Consider the following 20,094-nt stretch of genomic DNA (forward strand, 5'->3'; position numbering starts at 1 on the left):
CTCTTTTATATACTTTTGAACTGCTTCATCTGTTATATTGCCAATCGTTTCAACATAATATCCTCTAGCCCAAAACGCTTTATCCCATTTACTTTGCAACTCAGGATGCCTGTCATAAATCATTAATGTGCTTTTTCCTTTCAGATACCCCATAAAATCTGATACTCTGAGTTTTGGTGGAATTGCTACGCTTAAATGTACATGATCTATACATACCGCTCCTGCAATTATCTCTACATTTTTATACTGGCATAAAGTTGCTATTATCTCTCGGACATCTCTGCGTATTCTCCCATACAATACCTTCTTTCGGTATTTTAGGAATAAACACAATGTGATACTGGCATTTCCAACGAGTATGTGATAAACTTTTATTGTCCATTTGGACCGCCTCCTTTGATTTTGAGTTTGGCTTGCGACACCATTCTCATTCTATCACAGGAGGCTTTATTTTGTTATCCTCACCACTTCCGACTACTCTATTCTCCCCAGCATAGCTGGGGGATTAGACTTTTCATTCAATTCATTCAGTTTTGCCAACGCTCTTGGCTCACTAAAATCTAAGTAGTTCGTTGTAAGAATTTGCCCCGGGATTCTCTTTCGCTCGAGTTCTTTTAACGTCTGCAGGAGGGGCGTAATTCCTCCCATTGTGATAAATGCCACACTAATCTGGAATTGTTCACAGCGAAGTAGCTCTTCTTCAATAGAAGAAATAACTTTTTTACCCTCTTCTGGATTGTTTGATATAAAACTCGGTTTATATTCCAGATTTGAAGCAAGATTTCCATTGATATAGGCTGCTTCCAACCCTTGATTTATGTTTTGTATTATTTCTTCTTTCACCGTTTCATCCTCTCTGTTCTAACTTTAAATTGTAACGTATTTGACTTTACAATTCAAATTTTTTCATCATTTTCCAGTTTTTACCATGCTTTATAACGTCTCCTGATACGCCCGATCAATCAGCTTCTTTGCCTTCTGAAAGTCTTCTGCCGTCTTGATTGACACTTCCAGCTCCCCCGTTCCGTAATGTCCAATCCCGCGGGTATCTCTTGTGAATCCTTCTTCCAGTTCAACAGTGTCCGGGTCGAGTTTCATTCGGAGCAGGATCTGTTTGTTATAAATTTCAATGCAGAAAATGTTCTGCACTTTCTTATAGGCCAAATACAGCTTCAATTGGTTTGGAACAAGATCGTCTCCTAGCGATTCGATGTAGTCACAAAGCGCCGTATATAATGTTTTGAAATGGCTGCTTGCTGATGACAGCTTCTCTAAATGTGTTTTCTGTGTGTATGTACTACTTGTTGTTGAAATGGTTGATGTTTCCGTTACTGGCTTTGCCACCGGTGTGTTCAGATGTTCAAACAGCAACAGATCTTCCCCATATTTCCGATATTTCACCAACTTGATATTCCTCTGCATCTGATTCACTGCATGCACGTCGTATTTCGTAAAATCACTTGCAATACAAATCACACAAGGCACCGACCAATCAATCTGGTCTGCTACTTCCATACCCAGTTTTTCAATCACAAGCAGTTTGAAATCCGCTTTGTGATCCAAAAGCCAATCCAGATAGAATAATCCCTGATTAATTACGTTCTCGCTCGAGCTTCTCTTATACTCAAAAATCACTGGGCTATTATTTTCATCAATTCCGATGCTGTCCATTCTTCCGGATGTGATCATATATTCACTTTTCAGAAAACGAACGCCGAAAAATGTCTCCATGTTCTGCTCTATCGTTGTTTGCAGTTGTTTCTCCAATACTACCGTGGAAGAGGTGCGCTCTTTCACAACCGTTCCGACCTCAAAAAGTTTTATTTCCGACACTGCAGTTTCTCCTTCCCTGTCGCAAGATATATGTTCATTATATCGTACCTTCTTACAAAATACTATTGTAAAACATTCTTTCCGCAGGCATTCCCATCAAAAAAGGCCGCAGCTCCGCAAAGCTGTGACCTTTTCCCAATATTACCAATATGCTATTTCCGATACACCGTCTTCCCCCGTGCAACGACTTCCTGAATCTCCAGTCCCTGATCCAGTACGCAAAGATCTGCATCAAACCCTTCCTGGATTTTTCCTTTTCCTTTCAGTGACAGGATCTCTGCCGGGTTTGCCGTAATCGTCGAAATTGCGGTTTCCAGCGGAATTCCCGCTTTCTCCACGCATTCTTTTACTTCTTTCAGCAAACAGCTCGACTGGCCCATGCCCATCCGCAGGAATTCTCCCTTCTCATTAAAGATCGGCAGACTGCCCTGACCGTCGGATGAGATGGTGATGTGTTTCGGATTCACGCCTGCATCCAGCATGCGGCGGATTCCTTTGCACACGCGGACTTCATCACAGACAGTTTCCCAGTAATCGATCTCTTCATTTCCGGTGAAATCGACCGCACCGCCCTTTACGGCGTATTCAATTGCCTTCTGGAACAGCTTCTCATTCCGGTTGACATGGGTCGGGAGGAACTGGCTGGCCGGGATTTCGGTTTCGCTGATGACGCGTTCGATCAGCTCCATACATCTTGCACCGTCGCCAAGGTGGACATTGATCACTCCCGCTTTCCCGGAAAGAACACCGCCGAGGCGCGTGTCTGCTGCCAGTCGGGCGAATTCTTCGAAGGTCGGCTGTGAGGATCGGTGGTCCGAGATGGCGATTTCGCCGGTTCCGATGATTTCTTCGATCATCATGATATCTTTCGTAATTCCATCCGTCAGTGTACGCACCGGAACCTGATAGCTGCCGGTGTAGCACCAGGCGGACATGCCCTGCTCCCGGAGGCCTTTTGTTTTTGCCACGAGCGCGCACATGTCACGGCCAATGCCGTCAGTTCCGAGGCAGCCGACAACGGTTGTCACACCGAACTTGTTCAGGCCTTCCATCGTCGCCTCCGGGGTGCGGTTGGCAAAGCCGCCCTCGCCGCCTCCGCCGAGCACGTGAACATGGCAGTCGACAAAGCCAGGTGTCAGGACAAGTCCGGTTCCGTCTACGGTCTCCGCGCCAAAGAGCAGGCCGTCTGCCGTTATCGTGCCGGCATCTGCGATCTTGACAATTTTATCATACACAGTAAGAACGTCTTTTCTTCCGAGGTATTCCGGCGCATAGACGTCTATGTTCTGAAATAATATCATTTTCTCTCACTCCTCTTAAAATCCAATGGCAACCGCAATCAGAATCGTAATGACTGCTCCAATCATCAGTATCCCTAAGAATTTCCACATGAATTTGATCCAGTTCGACCACTCGATTTTTGCAATCGCCAGGGAGCCGATCAGGCAGCCGGAGGTCGGGACGATCAGGTTTGTGAAAGCATCACCGAGCTGGAACGCAAGGACGGATGTCTGGCGGGATACGCCGAGAAGGTCCGCGAGCGGTGCCATGATCGGCATGGTGATCGCCGCCTGGCCGGAGCCGGACACGACGAAAAAGTTGAAGACCGACTGGAACACGTACATCAGCACGGCTGCGGCTGCACCGGAAAGACCGGCCAGTGCCTGTGAGATGCCGTACATAATGGTGTTGATAACGGTCGGTGTGGTCGGATCGGAACCGCCGAGCACCTGCATGATGCCCTGTGCCATCGCAACAACGAGTGCTGCGCCGATCAGGTCTTTTGCGCCGTCTTTGAAGGAAACGGCAATGTCGTTCACTTTCATGTCATTCAGATGGAAAATGACACCGATCACACCTGCCACAATTCCCATGATGAAGAACTGGGTTGCGATTTCGGCCATGTAATAACCTTTTGCCATAACGCCCCAGATAACCCAGACAACGGTAACAGCCAGTGTCACCAGAACTAGGATATGGCCGATGCCGAAGGAATGGCCCTCGTCGATGCCTGTTTTTTCGTTCTGATCACGGAAATACTGGTCACTTTCGTAAGCAACGGAGATTTCCGGGGTCTTTTTTACTTTTGCTGCATAGAACATGGTCATGCCGCAGCCAAGAGCGGTGAACACCACCCACATCACCATACGGAAACCTGCGCCGGAGAAGACGTCAACGCCGGCGATTCCCTGTGCGATTCCGACAGAGAACGGGTTCATCCAGGAGGATCCGAAGCCGATCTGTGTTGCGACGTACGTGACAAGCACGGCAATGACCGTGTCGTATCCGACAGCGACGAACAGCGGGCAGAGGATCATGGTGAACGGAAGGGCCTCTTCTCCCATTCCGAACACGGCTCCGCCGAGGGAAAACAGGACGAAAAGGACCGGGATCAGCAGTTTTTCGGCTCCTTTTGCTTTACGGATCAGGCCGATCAGACCGGCTTCAACGGCTCCGGTGCGGATCATGATGCCGAAAGCACCGCCGACTACCATCAGAAATGCGATGATTTCGATAGCGGAGCTGCTGATAATTCCGTTATACATGTAATTGAAAAATCCGGTTCCGCCGTCGCCGCTGAACAGTGCAACGCCTTCTGTGACCGGTTTTCCGGCAGCATCGGTCAGATACTGGAAGCTTCCGTCTTTGATGACGGTACGGGTCTTTTCTACCCCGTTCATCAGGTACGTGACATCCTCCGTCTCGTAATAGCCTTTCGGGACGAGGAAGGTCATGACGGCCGCGATAACCACCACAAAAAAGATGATAATGTAGGTATCCGGCACGTTAAATCCCCTGTTGAATGATTTCAGGCCTTCGCCTTTCTTTTTGCTCATATTTTGAGATTTCCTCCATTTGATATTCTATTCTCGTTTTTAACGCGCTTGGATTAGTGTACCATAGATCATAGAGGAAAGTCACTGAAAAAATCAAAAAAGTGACAGAAAAATTTTCCATTCGGATTTTTCTGCCGGCTGTGTGCAATGTCATGCATAACATGATTGTATAGAAAGGTAAACAATTCCTTTTAAGGTTTCCTGCTTCCCGTCTCTTATGCTATACTTGAAAGGTTCTTGCTTCCGGCGCTTCATCTGCCGGTTTTTGACATGAAACTGATTCAGTCGGCGATTCCAAATGCGTTTACGATCGCGGTGCTTGCGGCGATTGAGTCGCTTCTCTCCTGTGTTGTTGCGGACGGCATGATCAACAGCAAGCATCGTTCGGATACAGAGCTGATTGCACAGGGTGCCGGAAATATTGCTTCTGCGCTTTTCGGCGGTATTCCGGCTACGGGAGTGATTGCCAGAACGGCGGCAAATATCAAAAACGGCGGACGCACGCCGACAGCTGGGTCTATGTGGACGATGATTCCCCGGCGGTGGATGAACATCTGCAGAAGCTGCCGCTGGAAGTCCGTGTATACGAGATCACAGGACCGCTCTTCTTTGGCGCGGCGGATGCGATTGAGCACATCGTGGTAAAGGATTTCACAAAATGTCTCGTTCTCCGGATGCGGAGCGTACCGGCGATCGACAGTACAGCCATGAATGCACTACAGAATCTGACGAAGCTCTGCGAATCGAAAGGGATCACCCTCGTCTTCTCTCATGTGAATGAGCAGCCGATGAAGGTGATGAAAAAATCCGGCTTTGTGGATCTTGTCGGGGAAGAAAATTTCTGTTCGAATATTTCGGATGCGTTAAAGCATGCGGAGGAGCTGATTTCGAGATAATGTGAAACTGCAGCTGCCGCAGCATCTGGTCTGTATCACCTGTGATCCTTTCTCCTTTATGCCGAATAGCTTCTACACATAAAAAAGGCCGCCGTGCTGAGTACTGACCTATGCTTTTCCGTTGATCACGCAGTTAATCTTTTTCTCATCGTAAAACATCAGTATCAGTCCGCCTGCGCCGCAGAATACAGCTGCACCGAATGCGGCAATCCGGTAGCCGGTTCCAGTTCCCGCTCCGATGGTGGAGACTGCGGTAAAAATCAGCATGGAAAGGCTCTGGCCCAGCTTGAAAGCGAAGGTCCGGGCTGCGTAGAACATTCCCTCTCGGCTGCTTCCTGAGGTAACTGCATCGCTCTGTGCGATATCCGCGACAACTGCCTGCGGCAGAATACCGAAAATCGCCATGGGAAGTGCTGCCACGACTGTCAGAATCAGACCCTGTACGGTTTCCGGGATGAATGGGATGTTTCCCATAAAACCTGTGTAAAAATATGCAAGGCTGAAAACAGCAAATGCAAACAGAATCATCTTTTTCTTGCCCAGTTTCGGTGTCAGCTTGTTGACCGGAACGTAAAAGACAAGCGACAGTGCGGTCATTCCCACAAAATACAGTGTTGTCATTGTCTCCGGGAGTTTCAGCAGACTGGTAACGAAAAACGGAAGGCCCGTCTGGAACATGGTGAGGGCGATCCAGTAAAAGATATCAGATCCTACAAATTTCCGGAATTCTCCATTCCGAAAGGTTGCTGTAAGGGAACGAAAAGCCGAATCCTTCGAGGGAACGGTATCTACGTAATCTTTTTCCCGGATGCAGAATACCGGCACAAGCATGCATACGAATGCTGCCGCTGCCATGGCTGTGAAAGTGATCCTGATTGCATTTACTCTTCCGAAGGAAGGAATCAGCGTACCCCAGATCGCCGGTGCCAGATAGGCCACAGCGGTTCCTGCAATAAAGGTGAAAGAAATGATGGTGGATATATTCAGGCGTTCCTGCTGTGTATGGCCCAGTTCCGGAATCAGGGCATTGTACGGAGTACAGTATGCCGTGATCGAAAGGTAATATGCCAGAATCATACCAAACAAGAATGCCGCATTGATCCAGCTGTTTTCATTCACCGGTGACCAGAACACCAGCACGGTGGAAAGTGCCAGCGGCAGGGACGCGCCTTTTAAGAACGGGATCCGCCGTCCGTTTTTTGAAGTGCACCGATCTGACCAGGACGCAATCATCGGATCAGTGAATGCATCAAAAATTCTTCCGAAGGCTGTGATCCCTCCAATGATGGTAAAAACCCCGAAAATCACCAGACCCTGCGGTATGAATACCGTCTGTCCCTGGCTGATTGCGGTTTCATCCGGCTGATAAAAGTACACCAGCCAGTTCGATATGATACCAGACAGCAGCGCCCATCCAAACTGGCCTGCTGCGAACTGCCATATCTTTACCGTTGTTAATTTTTTCATTTTGCTTCCCCCTGTTTTGTCTTCTCCTGTTTTTATACCGTCCAAATTTTTACATTTTTTCCAGAAAAGGCGATTCCAAGTTTGATGACTTCCGTAACCCCTTCCTGCAGCAATCTCCCGGTTGGGGATAGATACCTCGCACAGATGATTATCAGCTTTCCAAGGTTCGCAGAATTTCTTCCACTCACCAGGGGAAATCAACTATGCTGATTTCTCAGCTCGCAGCTTTCCGCATCATTTTTCATCTCTGCCTTCGCTTTTCTCGCAATCCCCTGTGTGCCGTTCAGGATGCTCGCGCGGGTGACTTTGTCGTTGCCGTATTTCTGGCGGATCGCGTCGAGGGCGGCATCGAGTTTACGGCTTTTCTCCTTCTTTTCGGGATCTTCGAAGAGGGAGAGCTGTTCGAAATCGTCTTCGGTAAGACCGGTCACGGCGACGCCGATCAGGCGGAGGGGCTCGCCTTTCCAGGATTCGCGGAAGAGCTGTTTGGCGCAGCGGTAGATTTCATCTGTCACATCTGTCGCATTGGGGAGTTTGGTCTGGTGTGAACGGTTTCGAAACTCGAGAGTGCGAAACGTTACGGAAACGGAGGTGCATTTTTTCTTTTTCCGACGCATGCGGGCGGCTACGATGTCGCACTGGGCGAGAAGGATCGGATTCACCTGTTCGATGGAGATGATGTCCTCGTTGAAGGTCGTCTCGGCGCTGAAGCCTTTGGCCTCATCGGGCTGCGCTTTTACAGGGGAATCATCGATGCCGCGGGCGTACTGGTAGAGCTGATGGCCGTTTTTCTTGCCGATCAGCGTCTGGATATCCGCTTCGCGCGCATGCGCCAAGTCTCCGATTGTGCGGATTCCGGCCTCGATCAGTTTCTTTTCGGATGCTTTTCCGAGGAACAACAGCTCGCGTACCGGAAGCGGCCACATTTTTTCGGGGATTTCTTCTGGGAACAGAGTGTGTACTTTGTTTGGTTTTTCGAAATCAGATGCCATTTTGGCCAGGAGTTTATTTGTGGAGATTCCAATATTGACGGTAAATCCAAGCTCCTCGTAAATCCGGTCCTTGATTTCGTGCGCCGCCGCAATCGGGTCCGGATACAGAAGGGAAGTTCCCGTCATATCGAGGAATACCTCATCGATCGAAAAGGATTCCATGACCGGGGTGTAGGCGGCGCAGATTTTCTTGAAGGCACGGGAACACCTGACGTAGAGGTCGAAATCACTCGGGACAATGACCATGTTCGGACATTTCCGCAGTGCCATTGCCACAGGTTCACCGGTCTGGACACCGCATTTTTTCGCCGGGATCGACTTTGCCACAACGATTCCTGTCCGCTTCGTCGGATCGCCGCCGATACAGGCAGGAATGTCCCGCAGATCCGGCAGTCCCTCTTTGATCCGCCGCACCGACTCCCAGGATAAAAAGGCGCTGTTGACATCTACGTGAAAAATCAGGCGTTCTGTTGTCGCCTTCGTTTGTTCTTCTCTCATTTTTTTAACCCTCTTTCAAATTCTGCTGCTCTCTATGCAAAAAACAGCAGACCTGCTTTTGCCAGAAAGAAAAGAAGAAGGATCTGCGCCGCCAGCATCAGCGGGACTCCAATCGTGAATTTCTTTTTTCTTGTCTTGTGATGAAACAGGTGCATGCCCAGCAAGGCTCCCACCGAGCCGCCGGCTGCCGCAAGTCCAAGCAAGGTGGAAACGCGGATTCTCCATTTTCCCCGCACCGCACTTCGTTTGTCGATTCCATAGACTGCTATGGTAATGATATTAATACAAATCAGGTAACTCCACAATACTGTCTGTAAGATCGAATGTTCCATTTTTTACGCACCAGCCTTTCTTTTTTCAAAAAAGGCAGCGTTTTTCTGCGCTGCCTTTTTCAAACTCTTTTCAAAATTACTTTTTCTCCAGAAATATTTTTCTGGTCACAAAATTGTATACCATAACAATCGCCGTCGCGAATACTTTCGCGATTGTGTAGATCAGGTTATGGCCTATGTTCTGCTGCAGTGCAACATTACCGCCGTAGATCGGGCCTACGACGATCCAGATCAGGAAACTGTTGAGCAGCATGCCGATCAGGGAAAGGACGACAAAGGTGATGAACTCGACTTTTTTGTTCATTTCTTCTTTCCGCTCAAAGACAAATTTGAAGCTTAAAATGTAATTTGCAATGACCGATACGGTAAATCCGGCAACGGAACCGATGAGGGATGCCGCTTCAAAGTAAGAGCTGGAAGTCAGCGCCATCACAAGATTCAGGACAATAAGACCGGTCACGTAGTCGATGCCGAAGCTGATAACGCCGACGATACCGAATTTCACAATCTGTGCAAATAATTTCTTCATGTTTTTCCTCTTGTTTCTTCTATTATTTTCGAGTCAACGACTCTATGAGAATACCATATCACGGCAGTTTTTTCAAGTTTCCGTATTGTTTTTCCTCACGTCAAAAACGCCGGATTTCACATACAAACATGAAATCCGGCGTCTTTGAATTTCTCTAAATCTCCCGTTTCTCCATAAATCTTACACTGATCCCATACGAAATCAGCACAACTGCGATGCTTACCGCAAAAATTCCCGCCTGTCCAGGAACGTTTCCCGTGATGGTGCCAAGCAGCTCCGCGATCGTAAACTGCCCGTTGAAGCCCGACTCTGCCAGCGATACACCGATTTTCTGCAGGTCCTGCAGTGTGATCTCTGTGATCGGTTTTCCAAAGAGTTCGATCGTTCCGCTCTCCGCTTTTACAAGGCCGAGCATCAGGCGGATCGCCGTGCTCTTTCCTGCTCCGTTTTTTCCGATAAGTCCGGTGATTCTTCCCTCCGGAACTTCGGTCCGTTTTGAGCCCGGTGAAGAAAAAGAGGTGAAAAAGCTCGATTTTGACCAGCGGATTTCCGCATCCATCCACAACCATCATCACTGATGCGGTTTTTGTCCGTACCTTCGGAAGAATGGGCCGACCTCTTTTCGCGGGCAGGCTCATTCCGTATCTTATGATTTTCAGGAGACTTTTTATGTCCGAACTTAATTTTTATCTTCTTCAGATCAACGATGCTTTATTTCCAATCGGTACGTATTCACACTCGCAGGGACTCGAGACGTAAATCTCTTTCTCTCACGATCGGAGCACGCAGATACCCTTCTGGATGAAATCCGGGAATTTCTTGCCTCCGATCCGAAAATTGACGGCGGCGCAACTATACTTTCCTGCGGTGATCTTGCAGTTCGTATTTTCGGTCTACGCGCGCAAAGGCTGCAGCAAATGGCGGAAAAAATAAAGTCTGCATATGACAAATTTTTATAACTGTCTATTCAAGTCGTTCACTTTTCCCTTCGTCAAATTTCGCAGAAAAAATGTCAAAATAAGGATATGACAACCTCTTCAGAATGTGATAAAATAACTTTCGTTTTAAGCGAAGATAAAACTTATTTTACCATCATTTCGAGGAGGTTTTCTCATGGAAAAAGACATGACAAAGGGAAGTCCGCTTCCGGTCATTCTGCAGTTTACGCTGCCGCTGATTATCGGAAATATTTTCCAGCAGCTCTACAACATGGCAGACACGATTATCGTTGGCCGATATGTCGGAGCGGATGCACTGGCTGCAGTTGGTTCTACGGGAACGATTATGTTCCTGGTGCTTGGATTTGCGCAGGGCATCACAGCAGGCTTTACGGTTCTGACATCGCAACGGTTCGGTGCAAAGGATACGCGCGGAGTAAAGCGAAGTGTGGCAAACGGCATTCTACTGGCTCTCCTTTTCACAGTTGTCCTGACATTCTTCAGCATGATCTCCATGCGGCCATTGCTGCATCTCATGAACACACCGGAAAATATTTTTCAGGACGCTTATACCTATATTATGATTATCTGCGGTGGCCTGATCGCTACGATTTTTTACAATCTGCTTTCCTCCTATCTGCGTGCAGTAGGAAACAGCCAGACTCCGCTGATGTTCCTGATTTTTTCGGCTGTATTAAATGTTCTTCTGGATCTGCTTCTCATCATTCGTTTTAAAATGGGCGTTGCGGGAGCCGGATATGCAACCGTTTTCTCCCAGGGAATTTCTGCTGTGCTCTGTCTTTTTTATATTTATCGCTCCATGCCGGATATGTGGCCGGAAAAACACCACTGGAAGCTTCATGCGGCAGATTCCCGCCATCAGCTCTCGATGGGCATTCCGATGGCACTCCAGTTTGCCATCACCGCATCCGGTACAATGATTATGCAGGCTGCCATTAACCTGTTCGGCTCGGAGGCAGTTGCCGCTTTTACGGCGGCCTGTAAGCTGCAGAATCTGGTCACACAGGGCTTTTCCGCAATGGGACAGACGATGGCAACCTACAGCGGGCAAAATTTCGGAAAGGGCGATATTCCACGGATTAAAAAGGGAGTTCGCGCTGCACTTCTGACTTCCATCACATATTCGATCGCAGCCGCTGTTCTCGTCTTCCTTCTTCTGAAGCCATGTCTTTCCCTCTTCTTCTCGGGTGATGTCGATATGGCCGCCATGATGCCATGGGCAAAGACTTATTCCTATATGTGTGCTCTTTTTTATGTACCGCTCTGCACCATCTTTATTTTCCGAAATGCAATGCAGGGTTGCGGCTACGGCTTTCTACCTATGATGGGCGGTGTTTCTGAACTCTTTGCGCGCCTTATTGTAGCTGTGATTGCCATAAAAGTCATCAGCTATCCGCTCGCCTGCTTCTGTGACCCGGCAGCCTGGGTGACGGCAGCTGTCTTTACCGGTGTTTCGTATCTGTTTGTCATGAAGGATATCGACAAAAAGTATAATTCAAAGATACCGACGGCTCCGATCAGCTGACATTTTTCATACCAAACGCAAAACTGCGCGGAATGCACGATTCTGAAATGCATTCCACGCAGTTTTTTGTATTTACAGGATTACAGATTCAGTTTTGCTTTCTGCAGACTTACACAGGAACGATGATATGTGAGTGTCATCGTCAGATAAATGACGCCCACGACAATGACTGCGAGAATACCGGTATGGAACACCAGATGCAGGATCATCGTCGCACACAGCAGGATCTGAATCATCTTGCCCAGCGCCATATAGGCCTTATAGGCACTCTGATATACCATCTCTTTTTCTGCCTCATCGCAACTTGCCATCCAGTCTTTCTGGAAGTTTTTTGAGTTCATATCGCCTCTCTTCTCCGGGTGAGCTGCCTGAACCATTTTTACATAACGCATCTGATAATAGCCATAGAGAAAGAAGTTGATACAAAACAGAGCACAGGTTGCCAGGAATCCGGCGAGCTCTTTTCCCGATGCTTCTTCCAGCCAAGAACGGGAAAAGGTAAATGTCAGCACGATGATATCGCAGACCTGCGAAATCACATTGCAGTTCATCAGCATCGCGCCGTATTTCTCTTCTTCATAGCTTAAGACTTCGTACTGTTCATCCTCTGCTTCTTCGAGATGCTTCATCGTATCCTTTAATTTCCGGCTGTAAAATTCCATCAGGACAATGCTTACAACGAAAATTACCGCAATGATCGGCAGTGCCAGCGGGCGGACCAGATCGCTCAGATCACTCATGCCATTTTTCACACCGAACGTCATAAAAATTCCGACAAAAAAACCGCAGACTCCGCCGATTCCCAGATAAATCAGCATCCGCTTCGTCAGCTTTCCGTAGGAATTTGGTTTGTTCCCCTGTTTTTCTTTCATGGTTCATCCTCCTCATATTGAAAAATATCTTCTACTTTTACTTCACAGATTTTTGCAAGTTTTAATGCCAGTGTCACCGACGGTGAATAGTCTCCCCGCTCAATCAGGCTGATGGTCTGTCTCGATACTCCCGCCATTTTTCCAAGGTCGGTTTGGTTGATGCCAAGCTTCGAACGGTACTCTTTTAACTGATTGTACAGCGGCATCGCAGTATCTCCTTTCACTTTATTTTTAGATGAGCTCTCTATTTGACAACTTTTCTTGTCATCTACTACTCTACTATTGACAACTTTATTTGTCAATAGTTTTGACAAGTTTTTTTGTCATTGTCAAGCAGATATTCGCAATGGAAGCAGGGGACTTACTTGATTCGGTTAAACTCCCGGTTGATTTGTAGGCCGAAATGTACTAAACTAGAGATATCTATTTTCGTAACTATTCAAGCCGCAGAAAGGACAGAATCTATGGAACAGAAAGACAGCCGGTTTGCCGTATTGATCGATGCGGACAATGTTTCCCCGAAATACATCAAATATATCCTGGACGAGGTTTCCGACCAGGGTGTTGCCACGTACAAACGGATCTACGGGGACTGGACCGATATCTCGAAAAAGAGCTGGAAAGAGCAGCTTTTGCGCTACTCGATCAATCCGATCCAGCAGTACAGCAATACGAACGGAAAAAATTCAACTGACTCCGCGATGATCATCGATGCCATGGACATCCTCTACTCCGGAAATGTGGAGGGCTTCTGCCTGGTTTCTTCGGACTCTGATTTTACCAAGCTGGCGCAGCGTCTGCGTGAATCCGGCATGTTTGTGCTCGGCATGGGCGAGCAGAAAACCCCTTCTTCCTTCCGCGTTGCGTGCGATGCCTTTAAAATTCTCGAAATCATTTCCCAGAACGAGGACGATATCTCCCCTGCGATTACCGCTGTCTCGGAAAATCCGGCGCGCTACGGCACTTCTCAGGACGAACCCCCTTCCATTACAAGCAAGGCAGAAATCGAGCGGACGGTTTCCCGTGTACTGACAGAGAACAATGATCACGGAAAAAATACGACACTTAGTGAGATCGGCAGTATCCTGCAGAAGAAATTCTCAGAGTTTGACGTTCGAAATTACGGTTATTCCAAACTTTCCACGTTTCTAGAAAGCATGAACGATATCGAAGTGCTGAAAACCGGTCATAATTACCTCGTAAAGGAACGCCAGAACACCGTATCGCGCCAGCAGATTGAAAAATGTATCACGGATCTGATCTGCTCCAACGGAGGCCATATCGACAACCTCAGCATTATTCACGATGCCCTGCGGAACCGTTTCCCGGGCTTCGATGTGAAGCAGTATGGATATAGCAGGATTTCAAGTTTTATCAACAGTTTCAAAAAATTCAAAATCACAAACAATACGGTACAGATGAAACAATAGCATTTAAAACATAAACCAGATTCGCCGGATCCGGATCGTGCTTGATATACCATGTACATGTTTGGTGTGCCCGCAACAAAAAGCCCCCGGAAATGTCAGATTTTCTGACACCCGGAGGCTCTTTTTATTTCGTCTGTTGTTATCTTTTTCCTGTACTTCCAATTCCGCCGCGGTCCTCGCCGTTTAAGTGGTCAACTTCTTCAAAGCCGATGGTCGGCTGGTGTTTCTCGATGCGGAACTGGCAGATGCGGTCATTCACATGAATCACGGTGTCGCGCAGGGCATACGCCGGCATGTAGAACCAGTCGTTCGGTCCGCAGTAGCTCTCATCGATGATACCGCAGTGGTTCGTCTGGATAATACCGAAGTTCTTGAAGGTGCTGCTTCTCGGCACAATATGCGCCTCGTAGCCCTCCGGCAGCTGCATGGCAACGCCGAGGTGGATCAGCTTGAATTCTCCGGCCTTTAACTCTACTTCTTCTGCCGCGCGCAGGTCGATCCAGTCGGACTTTCCGTCGATATAGCGCAGGCGCTCAATTTCATCGTTTAAATACTGAATTTTAATGGTTTCCATAAAGCGTCTCCTTTTCTTTTTGCGTGACTACTTTTCGCCGAACAGTACGACTTCGCCGCGTGCTCTCGTCTTTTTCACATCAATGACTCTCTGATTCGGGCTGCCCTTCCATTCCAAGGTAACGTCCCTCTGGGCAAGAATAAAGCGGCCGTCCACAACCACGTCCGTGTAATCCATCAGTTCCAGATCACAGACGGATTCCCACTCATATCCGGTGTAAACCCAGATATCTTTTTTCGGATATCTTTCCTTGATCTCTTTTGCCAGAGCCGTCACATCCGCCCGGTTTGCCTCATGCAGCGGATCTCCGCCGGAAAAGGTGATGCCGGAAATGTAGTCCTTGTCCAGCTGTTCAAAAATTTCTGCCTTTGCCGCGTCATCAAACGGGATGCCGCCATTTGGATCCCAGGTAATCGGATTCTGACATCCCTTGCAGTGATGACCGCATCCGGCGACCCAGAGCACGACGCGCAGGCCGTCTCCGTTCAGCATATCGTCTTTCGTTATATTATGGTATCTCATAGCTTTCACTCCTATTGGACATAAGAAAACACAGAAAAACGAACCGTTTTGCAGATCCCTTTTTCTGTGTTCCCCGCTCTTTATCGTCTGGCAGATCTATTTATTTCGCGTCTGCCGGAACATCCTTGATACTGAAGCTTACACGGCCCATCTTATCTTTGCCCATGCAGACTACTTTTACAACATCGCCAAGGCTGACAACGTCTTCTACTTTCTCAACACGCTGTTTGGCGAGCTTGGAGATGTGTACCAGACCTTCTTTTCCAGGTGCGAACTCAAGGAAAGCACCGAAGTCTTTGATGCTGACAACTTTTCCGGTCAGGATCTGTCCCTCGGTAAAGTCGCTTGCGATGATCTCGATATATTTCTTTGCCTGATCCATCATAGCCTGCTCGGTTCCGCAGATGGAAACTGCACCGTCATCTGTGATGTCGATCTTTACGCCGGTCTCATCGATGATGGCGTTGATGGTCTTTCCTCTCTGGCCGACAACTTCACCGATCTTCTGCGGGTCGATCATCATCTGGATGATCTTCGGAGCGAACTCGCCGACCGTCTTACGCGGCTCTGCGATCGCTTTCTCCATAACCTCGGTCAGGATGTACTCTCTTGCCTGTTTCGTTCTGGCAATCGCCTCTTCTACGATCTGACGGGTCAGTCCATGGATCTTGATATCCATCTGGATTGCAGTGATTCCGTCGTGGGTACCAGCTACCTTAAAGTCCATGTCGCCGAAGAAGTCTTCGAGACCCTGGATATCGGTCAGTACGAGGTAATCATCATCGGTCTCGCCTGTTACCAGACCGCAGGAGATACCTGCAACCGGTTTTTTGATCGGTACACCGGCAGCCATCAGAGACATGGTGGATGCACAGATACTTGCCTGGGAAGTAGAACCGTTGGACTCGAAGGTCTCGGATACGGTACGGATTGCGTACGGGAACTCTTCCTCGGTCGGAAGTACCGGAACCAGGGCACGTTCTGCCAGAGCACCATGGCCGATCTCACGGCGTCCCGGTCCGCGGGACGGTTTTGTCTCACCTACAGAGTAGGACGGGAAGTTGTACTGATGCATGTAACGTTTGGAGGTCTCGAACTCATCCAGTCCGTCCAGTTTCTGTGCTTCGGAAAGCGGAGCCAGTGTTGTTACGTTGCAGATCTGAGTCTGTCCACGGGTGAACATAGCGGAACCATGAACACGCGGGATAATGTCAACCTCTGCTGCCAGAGGACGGATTTCTGTGATCGCACGGCCGTCCGGACGTTTGTGGTCTTTTAAGATCATCTTACGAACAGTCTTTTTCTGATACTGGTAAACAGCCTCGCCTAATACTGCCAGCCACTCTTCGTTGTCGGCAAATGCCTCCTCGAGTTTCTCGGTGATGACACGGATGTTTTCTTCTCTTGTCTGTTTGTCATCGCTGAAAACAGCCTCTTCCATCTCGGCCGGAGGAACGATCTCTTTGATCGCTGCAAACAGCTCTTCCGGAATAGCGCAGCTCTCATAAGCGTGTTTCGGTTTTCCAACCTCTGCTACGATGCTGTCGATGAATTTGATGATTTCCTGGTTTACTTCGTGTGCTTTGTAGATGGCGTCGATCATTTTTGCTTCCGGAATCTCTTTTGCTCCGGCTTCGATCATGATGACTTTCTCTCTGGTGGAAGCTACGGTCAGTTTCAGGTCGGATACTGCTTTCTGTGCGAGAGTCGGGTTTACGATGAACTCGCCGTCGATCATACCGATCTGAGTCATGGCACACGGACCGTCAAACGGGATGTCGGAAATGCAGGTTGCGATTGCGGAACCCAGCATTGCGACTACTTCCGGATCACACTCCGGATCTACGGACATTACCATGTTGTTTAAGGTAACATCGTTGCGGTAATCTTTTGGGAACAGCGGACGCATCGGACGGTCAATGACACGGCTGGTCAGAATTGCGTGCTCGCTTGCTTTTCCTTCTCTTTTGTTGAATCCGCCCGGGATTTTTCCAACGGCGTACATCTTCTCTTCGTACTCAACGCTTAATGGGAAGAAGTCGATGCCATCACGCGGTTTCTCAGATGCGGTTGCTGTAGAAAGAACTACAGTATCGCCATAATGCATAAATGCTGCGCCGTTTGCCTGTTTTGCTACACGGCCTACGTCTACGGTCAGGGTTCTGCCTGCCAGTTCCATAGAAAAACTCTTGTACATAAATAATCTCCTTTTTTTCTTCTGAGCAGAATTTCCGAAACAACTGAAAAGCACACCGGAATACGGACAAGATGCAGCTTTCAATGTGTTTTTCAGTGGTCTCGGATAAAATTCCTGCGCCCAGAATGGCTCCATGTCGTTTGCTGTCTTTGATCTTACAAGCAAAGAAACGGGCGGAAAATGTATCCCGCCCGTTGTTCCAAGCTGATTATTTTCTGATTCCTAACTTCTCGATTAAAGCACGGTATCTTTCAATATCAGTTTTCTTTAAGTAGTCAAGCAGACCACGTCTCTGACCAACCATTTTCAGAAGACCTCTTCTGGAGTGATGATCTTTGTGGTGAACTTTCAGATGCTCAGTGAGCTCCTCGATTCTTGCGGTAAGAACAGCTACCTGTACTTCCGGTGATCCTGTATCTCCCTCAGTTCTTGCATACTCTTTGATGATTGCCTGTTTTTTTTCTTTCGAAATCATTTTAAATTCCTCCTATTATTTTGATTGCACCGCTGACTAAGAAGTGGTCGGAGTGTCCTGCCTCTGAATCAGGGTCCGGGGATCTTTTTTGTCCCACATACTCGATTAGTATAGCATACGCTTTTCGAATTGTAAATACTAAAATCAGATGTTTTCGCGATGAATTTTCACGTAGTTACAGTTCTCCGAACTGTAACTTTCGCAGCTCTCATTTTAAGTTTTGCTTCGCAAAAGGAGAGCTGCTCACACCTGAATCACTTTCTTACGCAGCGAAACAGCGAGTGTTTCACTGCTGAGCGAACTTTTTTTCTACATATTTTTTTCCTGCCGCAACATCATGATCGAGCTGGTTTTTCAGCGCGTCGATCGAAACAAATTTCTGCTCCGGGCGCAGAAATTTTAACAGAGAAACCTCCGCCTGTTTTCCATAGAGATCCTCGCTGCAGTCAAAAAGATTCGTCTCCACGCCGGTAAATTTTTCCTGTACCGTCGGCTTAACACCGATGTTTGTGATACCGTAATAAATTTTTCCTTCGATTTTCACCTCGGAAACGTAGACGCCGAACGGCGGAAGCAGCTTTTCTGCCGGCGGGATCTGATTGATGGTCGGCACGCCGATCGTTCTGCCGAGTGCATGACCGTGGACAATCTCGCCGTGAACCGCGTAATCGTAGCCGAGCAGACCGCTCACGGCTTCCATATTGCCCTGTTCCAGCTCTTCCCGTGCCCAGGTGCTGCTGATCTCGCGGCCGTTTTCCTCTGCTTTTTCGATGATCTCGGTTTCAAAACCAAGGGACGGGCCCATTTCTTTCAGCATTTCGGCTGTGCCGCTTCTCTTGTAGCCAAAACCGAAATCCTTTCCCACAACAACTTTTTTCGCGTGCAGCTTATCCACCAGAATCTCTTTGATAAAGGCTTCCGGCGTCATGTGCATCACTTCATCCACAAACGGGCATTCCACAAGGCAGTCCATGCCAAGCTGTTCGAGGCGGGCTCTTCTCTCCTCATTCGTCAGCAGCTGATGCGGCTTGACATGCTGCACTTTCGACTGCGGCGGCACGTCAAACGTAAACACAACCGTTTCCAGTCCTTCCGTTCTGCCGATTGCAAGGACACGACGGATCAGAAGCATATGCCCCCGGTGGAGGCCGTCAAATTTTCCCAGGGTTACAACGCTGTCCCCTCTGCTGTCAAAATCCAGTGTTTTTGTTAGATATCTCATGTTCTCTCCAGAAATAACTTGACCGGTCTGGTTAAGTTTTGTGATGGTCTGTATTGATAAATACCGACAAACGTTCCGCCATCGAGATAAAGGCGGAACTCCTCGTCTTCTGCGAAGTCCCCGCCGGAAGCAGTTTCCCCGATTTCGCGGATCTGCGCCGGTTTCAGCGGATTTCCGTTTTCCGCAAGCTTTTTCGCATGATCGTCCGCTGTCGCAAAGCTGCGCAGCGCGGCAAACATTTCATCGACCGGCACGAGGATCTCCGAAAGGCGGCCCTCACCGACAATCGCTGCGATCTCGTCAAGCGTGTGCGCTCCGTTTCGGTCAAACTGGCCGACTCTCGTGCGGATCAGCTGCTCCATACATCCGTGGCAGCCCAGTTTTTCGCCGATATCGTGGCACAGGGTGCGGATATACGTTCCCTTCGAACACGTTACCTCCATGCGCACCAGCGGAAGCTTCATTTCCAGAATGCTGATCTCGTAAAAGTGCACCGTGCGGGCCTTCCGCTCGATCTCGATGCCTTCCCGCGCCAGCTCGTAGAGTTTCTTTCCATTAACCTTCAGCGCGGAATACATCGGCGGCACCTGCTGCTGCTCCCCGACAAACGAGGCGATGCAGTCCCGCACCTCTTCTTCCGTCACGGTCACTGGCGCTTCTGCTGTCACGGTTCCGCTCATGTCCTGCGTATCCGTTGCGATTCCAAGGTGAAGCAGCGCTTCATACGTCTTCGTTTCATCGGTCAGCATATCGCAGAGACGCGTTCCCTTTCCAAGGCAGACCGGAAGCACGCCCGTCGCATCCGGGTCTAGGGTTCCGGTGTGGCCGATTTTTTTCTGGTGCAGGATGCCGCGCAGCTTCGCAACCACGTCATGCGACGTAAATCCCGCCTCTTTCCATACGTTCAGAACTCCGTTTATCATGTTGTTTTGTC

18 protein-coding genes and 3 pseudogenes are annotated in these 20,094 nt (G+C 48.5%); 3 read left to right on the top strand and 18 right to left on the bottom strand.

Annotation, left to right across the window (positions count from 1 at the left end; genetic code table 11):
* The 5 genes and pseudogenes from tnpA to yfcC all read right to left on the bottom strand — a co-directional run.
* Nucleotides 1–382, bottom strand: a pseudogene (gene tnpA / locus DXB83_RS05530) (IS200/IS605 family transposase); the annotation flags it as partial.
* A 146-nt stretch (nucleotides 383–528) separates the two neighbouring features.
* Nucleotides 529–843 (bottom strand): annotated as a pseudogene (locus DXB83_RS05535) (hypothetical protein); the annotation flags it as partial.
* A gap of 90 nt (nucleotides 844–933) precedes the next feature.
* A complete protein-coding gene (locus DXB83_RS05540) occupies nucleotides 934–1,833 on the bottom strand; it encodes an endonuclease NucS domain-containing protein (protein ID WP_117760905.1) in 900 nt (299 codons plus the stop codon).
* Nucleotides 1,834–1,985: 152 nt separating this feature from the next.
* A complete protein-coding gene (iadA, locus tag DXB83_RS05545) occupies nucleotides 1,986–3,134 on the bottom strand; it encodes a beta-aspartyl-peptidase (RefSeq protein WP_117760903.1) in 1,149 nt (382 codons plus the stop codon).
* Between the two features lie 15 nt (nucleotides 3,135–3,149).
* Nucleotides 3,150–4,670 (bottom strand): putative basic amino acid antiporter YfcC, encoded by a 1,521-nt coding sequence (gene yfcC, locus DXB83_RS05550; RefSeq protein ID WP_022462924.1) that lies wholly within the window; start codon nucleotides 4,668–4,670, stop codon nucleotides 3,150–3,152.
* Nucleotides 4,671–4,910: 240 nt separating this feature from the next.
* Here yfcC and DXB83_RS17355 point away from each other — a divergent pair.
* Nucleotides 4,911–5,566 (top strand): annotated as a pseudogene (locus DXB83_RS17355) (SulP family inorganic anion transporter); the annotation flags it as partial.
* A gap of 108 nt (nucleotides 5,567–5,674) precedes the next feature.
* Here DXB83_RS17355 and DXB83_RS05560 read toward each other — a convergent pair.
* The 5 genes from DXB83_RS05560 to DXB83_RS05580 form a co-directional block, all read right to left on the bottom strand.
* Nucleotides 5,675–7,033, bottom strand: a complete 1,359-nt coding sequence (locus DXB83_RS05560; protein ID WP_117760901.1) for an MFS transporter — start codon at nucleotides 7,031–7,033, stop codon at nucleotides 5,675–5,677.
* Between the two features lie 197 nt (nucleotides 7,034–7,230).
* The gene (locus tag DXB83_RS05565; protein ID WP_117760899.1) at nucleotides 7,231–8,523 is read right to left on the bottom strand and encodes a DNA polymerase Y family protein; all 1,293 of its coding nucleotides are present in this window, start codon (nucleotides 8,521–8,523) and stop codon (nucleotides 7,231–7,233) included.
* Nucleotides 8,524–8,555: 32 nt separating this feature from the next.
* Nucleotides 8,556–8,855: a DUF1294 domain-containing protein gene (locus DXB83_RS05570; RefSeq protein WP_055228600.1), complete on the bottom strand. Its 300-nt coding sequence runs from the start codon at nucleotides 8,853–8,855 to the stop codon at nucleotides 8,556–8,558.
* Nucleotides 8,856–8,931: 76 nt separating this feature from the next.
* Nucleotides 8,932–9,384, bottom strand: a complete 453-nt coding sequence (locus DXB83_RS05575) for a GtrA family protein (protein WP_117509180.1) — start codon at nucleotides 9,382–9,384, stop codon at nucleotides 8,932–8,934.
* A gap of 154 nt (nucleotides 9,385–9,538) precedes the next feature.
* On the bottom strand, nucleotides 9,539–9,943 hold the full coding sequence (locus DXB83_RS05580) for an ATP-binding cassette domain-containing protein (RefSeq protein WP_117760897.1): 405 nt from the start codon (nucleotides 9,941–9,943) through the stop codon (nucleotides 9,539–9,541).
* A gap of 554 nt (nucleotides 9,944–10,497) precedes the next feature.
* Between DXB83_RS05580 and DXB83_RS05595 the strand changes: the two genes are divergently transcribed.
* Complete coding sequence (locus DXB83_RS05595) at nucleotides 10,498–11,868, top strand: MATE family efflux transporter (protein ID WP_117760895.1); 1,371 nt, start codon at nucleotides 10,498–10,500, stop codon at nucleotides 11,866–11,868.
* A gap of 80 nt (nucleotides 11,869–11,948) precedes the next feature.
* Here DXB83_RS05595 and DXB83_RS05600 read toward each other — a convergent pair whose 3' ends face one another.
* On the bottom strand, nucleotides 11,949–12,740 hold the full coding sequence (locus DXB83_RS05600) for a DUF3169 family protein (RefSeq protein WP_117509183.1): 792 nt from the start codon (nucleotides 12,738–12,740) through the stop codon (nucleotides 11,949–11,951).
* On the bottom strand, nucleotides 12,737–12,946 hold the full coding sequence (locus DXB83_RS05605) for a helix-turn-helix transcriptional regulator (protein ID WP_055228608.1): 210 nt from the start codon (nucleotides 12,944–12,946) through the stop codon (nucleotides 12,737–12,739). The genes DXB83_RS05600 and DXB83_RS05605 overlap by 4 nt, the downstream gene beginning before the upstream one ends.
* A gap of 258 nt (nucleotides 12,947–13,204) precedes the next feature.
* Here DXB83_RS05605 and DXB83_RS05610 point away from each other — a divergent pair, with 258 nt between their 5' ends.
* Entirely contained in the window at nucleotides 13,205–14,170 is a 966-nt protein-coding gene (locus DXB83_RS05610; protein WP_022462939.1) for an NYN domain-containing protein, read from the top strand.
* 139 nt (nucleotides 14,171–14,309) lie between these two features.
* On the opposite strand, the gene DXB83_RS05615 is transcribed toward DXB83_RS05610, so the two are convergent.
* The 6 genes from DXB83_RS05615 to truB all read right to left on the bottom strand — a co-directional run bounded on the left by DXB83_RS05615 (nucleotide 14,310) and on the right by truB (nucleotide 20,083).
* Nucleotides 14,310–14,744, bottom strand: a complete 435-nt coding sequence (locus tag DXB83_RS05615) for a dUTP diphosphatase (RefSeq protein ID WP_022462938.1) — start codon at nucleotides 14,742–14,744, stop codon at nucleotides 14,310–14,312.
* Nucleotides 14,745–14,771: 27 nt separating this feature from the next.
* Nucleotides 14,772–15,266: an anaerobic ribonucleoside-triphosphate reductase activating protein gene (gene nrdG, locus DXB83_RS05620; RefSeq protein WP_022462937.1), complete on the bottom strand. Its 495-nt coding sequence runs from the start codon at nucleotides 15,264–15,266 to the stop codon at nucleotides 14,772–14,774.
* A gap of 100 nt (nucleotides 15,267–15,366) precedes the next feature.
* A complete protein-coding gene (locus DXB83_RS05625; protein WP_022462936.1) occupies nucleotides 15,367–17,463 on the bottom strand; it encodes a polyribonucleotide nucleotidyltransferase in 2,097 nt (698 codons plus the stop codon).
* Between the two features lie 208 nt (nucleotides 17,464–17,671).
* Nucleotides 17,672–17,938, bottom strand: a complete 267-nt coding sequence (gene rpsO / locus DXB83_RS05630; RefSeq protein ID WP_022462935.1) for a 30S ribosomal protein S15 — start codon at nucleotides 17,936–17,938, stop codon at nucleotides 17,672–17,674.
* 286 nt (nucleotides 17,939–18,224) lie between these two features.
* Nucleotides 18,225–19,160: a bifunctional riboflavin kinase/FAD synthetase gene (locus DXB83_RS05635; RefSeq protein WP_117760893.1), complete on the bottom strand. Its 936-nt coding sequence runs from the start codon at nucleotides 19,158–19,160 to the stop codon at nucleotides 18,225–18,227.
* Nucleotides 19,157–20,083: a tRNA pseudouridine(55) synthase TruB gene (truB, locus tag DXB83_RS05640; RefSeq protein WP_117804405.1), complete on the bottom strand. Its 927-nt coding sequence runs from the start codon at nucleotides 20,081–20,083 to the stop codon at nucleotides 19,157–19,159. The genes DXB83_RS05635 and truB overlap by 4 nt, the downstream gene beginning before the upstream one ends.
* Between the last annotated feature and the right edge of the window lie 11 nt (nucleotides 20,084–20,094).

The organism is Blautia sp. OM06-15AC, assembly GCF_003481425.1.
Taxonomy (GTDB): Bacteria; Bacillota; Clostridia; order Lachnospirales; family Lachnospiraceae; genus Fusicatenibacter; species Fusicatenibacter saccharivorans.